General features: G+C 45.0%; 4 protein-coding genes and 1 pseudogene. All 5 read right to left on the bottom strand.

The window, feature by feature from the left end:
* Positions 1–256: 256 nt before the first annotated feature.
* Entirely contained in the window at positions 257–664 is a 408-nt protein-coding gene (locus AC1DSE_RS32130) for an Asp23/Gls24 family envelope stress response protein (protein ID WP_076266953.1), read from the bottom strand.
* 136 nt (positions 665–800) lie between these two features.
* Entirely contained in the window at positions 801–2,156 is a 1,356-nt protein-coding gene (gene accC, locus AC1DSE_RS32125) for an acetyl-CoA carboxylase biotin carboxylase subunit (RefSeq protein ID WP_477510515.1), read from the bottom strand.
* A gap of 53 nt (positions 2,157–2,209) precedes the next feature.
* Positions 2,210–2,701 carry an acetyl-CoA carboxylase biotin carboxyl carrier protein gene (accB, locus tag AC1DSE_RS32120; protein ID WP_441886165.1) on the bottom strand — a complete coding sequence of 164 codons (492 nt, stop codon included), beginning with the start codon at positions 2,699–2,701 and terminating at the stop codon, positions 2,210–2,212.
* Between the two features lie 231 nt (positions 2,702–2,932).
* The gene (locus AC1DSE_RS32115) at positions 2,933–3,565 is read right to left on the bottom strand and encodes a SpoIIIAH-like family protein (RefSeq protein ID WP_441886162.1); all 633 of its coding nucleotides are present in this window, start codon (positions 3,563–3,565) and stop codon (positions 2,933–2,935) included.
* A gap of 32 nt (positions 3,566–3,597) precedes the next feature.
* Positions 3,598–3,817, bottom strand: a pseudogene (locus AC1DSE_RS32110) (stage III sporulation protein AG); the annotation flags it as partial.

Genomic DNA, 3,817 nt, shown 5'->3' with positions numbered 1-3,817 from the left:
TCTGTATGGAGTCGATACGATATAAATCGCCTATTAAATCGTTTAATAAATCTCGCGATATCCAGCCAAATCCTATGGATAGCAGAAAAACGGATAAACATCCAATCACGATGCTATACAAAAACAAAAGCAGCTTGTCCACGACCTTAATCATGCGTAGCGCCTCCTCCTGCCAAGCCGAATGAAAACCCCCTTGCGCCGAGCGGCATGCCCATTCACGAGGGGGTTGTACGGGATTTAATTAAAACATCTTTATTTATTTAACTCGGTGCAGCACTTCTTCTTCTTCCGGTTTATCAGGCGTCTTGAAATGTACATCGTGAATATGTACGTTCACTTCAACAACGTGGAGTCCCGTCATCATCTCGATAGAACGTTTCACATTACGTTGAATTTCCGAAGCGATCTCCGGAATACGGTTGCCGTACTCAACGATAATGGATACATCTACCGCAGCTTCGCGCTGACCCACTTCAACTTTAACACCTTTGGATAAATTTTTGCGTCCAAGAAGCTCTACGATGCCTCCTGCAAATCCGCCGCTCATTCCAGCGACTCCATCCACTTCAATCGTAGCTAATCCAGCGATAACTTCGATGACTTCAGGTGCAATTTGAATCGTGCCAATGTCCGTTTTCTCATACTCCGCAGCTATCGTACTCATGATGGCTGTACACCTCCTTAAAGTTGCGCGTACTCGGCGTCAAGGCCAAGCAATAAACCGCATCTTGTTAATATACTATAACATTCGGTAAGAAATATGACAAACGATACTACTTGTTCACATCTTTGTCGTATCTTCATTCAGAAGCGTTAATATCGTGCTCCTCAAGAAACTTAATGTCGAAGTTTCCGCTTATGAATTTCGGGTGATTCAGCAGCTTCAAATGGAAAGGAATTGTTGTCCGAATGCCATCAATAGCGAATTCAGACAATGCCCGTTTCATTCTTGCAATGGCTTCTTCGCGGGTTGAGCCCCAAACGATAAGCTTAGCAATCATCGAATCGTAATGCGGTGAAATCGTATAGCCAGGGTAAACTGCGCTATCCACACGTACACCCGCGCCGCCTGGCGGCAAGTAAAAGGGAATCAGGCCAGGAGAAGGCATAAAGTTCCTTTCGGAATCCTCTGCGTTAATCCGGCACTCGATGGACCAGCCAGTAATTTTCAAATCACTTTGTGAGAATGAAAGTGGATTGCCCTCTGCTACAGAAATCATTTCTTTAATTAAATCCACGTTAGTGATCATCTCCGTTACGGGATGCTCAACTTGGATACGCGTATTCATTTCCATAAAGTAGAACTTCTCATCAGGGCCAAGTAGAAACTCTAATGTTCCTGCGCCTGAGTAATTTACAGCTAAAGCAGCGCGAACTGCTGCTTGTCCCATCTTATCCCGCAGTTCAGGAGTAAGAACAGAACAAGGCGCCTCTTCGACGAGCTTCTGGCGTCTGCGCTGCACAGAGCAATCACGTTCGAACAAATGAACAGCATTGCCATGCTTGTCAGCCATAATTTGAATTTCAACGTGCTTCATGCCCGTCAAATATTTTTCCAGATAAACGCCCGCATTTCCGAAAGCCTTTTGAGCTTCCTGTTGTGCAGTCGTAATTTGCGCTACTAGCGTTGTCTCGTCATCCGCAATTCGGATGCCTTTGCCTCCGCCACCCGCTGTTGCTTTAATAATAACGGGATAGCCGATTTCGCGAGCGACACGGATAGCTTCATCCATATTCTCAACAAGACCGTCAGAACCCGGAATGATTGGCACATCAGCCGTTCTCATCGTCAGCTTAGCAACCGCTTTGTCGCCCATCTTATTAATGGCTTCCGGCGATGGCCCGATGAAGGTGATATTGCATGATTCGCATATTTCAGCAAAGTCAGCGTTTTCAGCTAGAAAACCGTAACCTGGATGGATAGCATCACACTCGGTTATTGTAGCTACGCTCATAATATTCGTTAAGTTTAAATAGCTGTCTTTAGATGCCGTGGGCCCGATACAATAGGCTTCATCGGCTAACCGTACATGAAGCGAATCACGATCCGCTTCGGAATACACGGCAACAGTGCTAATACCTAATTCGCGGCAAGCGCGAATGATACGTACAGCAATCTCACCGCGGTTTGCAATTAATATTTTGTGAAATTTCACGTAGGAACCCCTTTCAAACGACAGTTTCCCTGTTCGGACGTCAACTCACTACATTATTCAGGCTTTACAAGGAATAGTGGCTGGCCGTACTCAACGAGCTGACCATTAGAAACCAAAATTTCCACGATTTCGCCTTTAACTTCTGCTTCAAGTTCATTCATCAGCTTCATAGCTTCCAATATACATACGACGCTCTTATCATTTACGCGATCGCCTACTTTTACGAAAGCTCCCGCTTCCGGAGTCGGAGAACTATAGAACGTTCCTACCATTGGAGATACGATTTGATGCAAATGATCCGTTGAAGGACGAGCTGGTGCCGTTTCTTGTACGGCTTGAGTCTGCGCTGCTGGAGCGGCTGGCTGAGCTTGTAATGGTGCAGGCGCGTATGTATGCGTAATTGGGGCCGCTTGCACATTCACCACTTCTGTTTTGCCAGGCTTGCGGATGAGCAGGCGAGTCCCTTCGTTTTCAATTTCCAGCTCATGAACGGAGGTTTGATCAACCAATTTGATCAACTCTTTGATCTCGCTCAATTTGAACATGAATATTTTCACTCCTTAAATTTGCGATAGCAAGATTGCTTCCATAGCTTGTACACCTAAATGGTGTCCATGCCATTATAACCAATTCTTTCACATAACGTTTAACATTATATCATAAACAAGCCTGAACACGAATCATTTTTTGTATATTCGAGCATGACAGCCAAAAAAAAGGTCTTGCCCCCTCCAGCTAATATGCCGAAGGGACAAGGCCTTTTCTTGATGGTAGAGCTATTGAGGCTGCTTAACCGCTACATATTGTACGGATACTTGATCAGCATCGACATCAAGCGTGCTCATGACCAGTTTAATAATGTCTGCAGCTTGCTTTTTCTCAAGCTTATCGCTTGAAACCACTACATTGTATTTATCGCTTTGCTCGTCGATAACTACATTTTCGTATTGTTTCAGCAGCTCTGCTTCAATGCCTGTGAGTTTCGTGTGCTTCTCCTCCAGCATGTCAAGCTCAGCTATTGCAGCTGATGCTTCCTCCGGCTTTTTAAGCGTATCATTAACTGCTGCCATCACCCGATTATCTACCTCATTGTATTTCATTTCCCGTTTAGCAAGCAGTTCACTAAATACGCCGCCTGCTGCTAATCCTTGCGCATCAATCTGTTTCAAAGTTTCTTTATCAGCTTCGCTCAAAACCGCTCCATCAACTGGCTTCTCTACCTCGTTTACAACGATGCCATTGCCGCTTGTTGCAGCTTCTGTCGCATTTTGCGCCGCTTGCTCTGTTTGCGAGCCATCCGTCAACACATCAGGCGTATCCACATCTTGCGTGAATAAATAATACGCTGATAATACCACCATTAAACTGAGCATTGATACAAGCCATACCGTTTGTCTTTTCGTGTTCATGAGAACACCCTCCCCATCATTTCAATTTGGTTTTATTGTTTGCTTGGTACAACAGAAATTCGATTAACCGGTACGTTGATGCCCTTCTCCACCGCATTGGTAATGAGACGTCTGACTGTTACGTTTTCAGCACCTTTGGCAACTATGAGAATACCGCGTATGCGCGGGTTAATCGTTTTAGTAATAATTGGCTTTTGGTCCCCGGACACTTCGTACAGTACGACCTGTCCGTCTTTTGTGATTGATGTAATG

The sequence above is a fragment of the Paenibacillus sp. 01L418 genome (assembly GCF_056400045.1).
The sequence above is the reverse complement of the archived record's forward strand: the minus strand, read 5'-3'. Positions and strand labels throughout refer to the sequence as shown.

Bases quoted from the DNA above. Each gene is read 5' to 3' on its own strand.
- accB (WP_441886165.1), bottom strand. From the start codon at position 2,701: ATGTTCAAATTGAGCGAGATCAAAGAGTTGATCAAATTGGTTGATCAA.
- AC1DSE_RS32130 (WP_076266953.1), bottom strand. From the start codon at position 664: ATGAGTACGATAGCTGCGGAGTATGAGAAAACGGACATTGGCACGATT.
- AC1DSE_RS32115 (WP_441886162.1), bottom strand. From the start codon at position 3,565: ATGAACACGAAAAGACAAACGGTATGGCTTGTATCAATGCTCAGTTTA.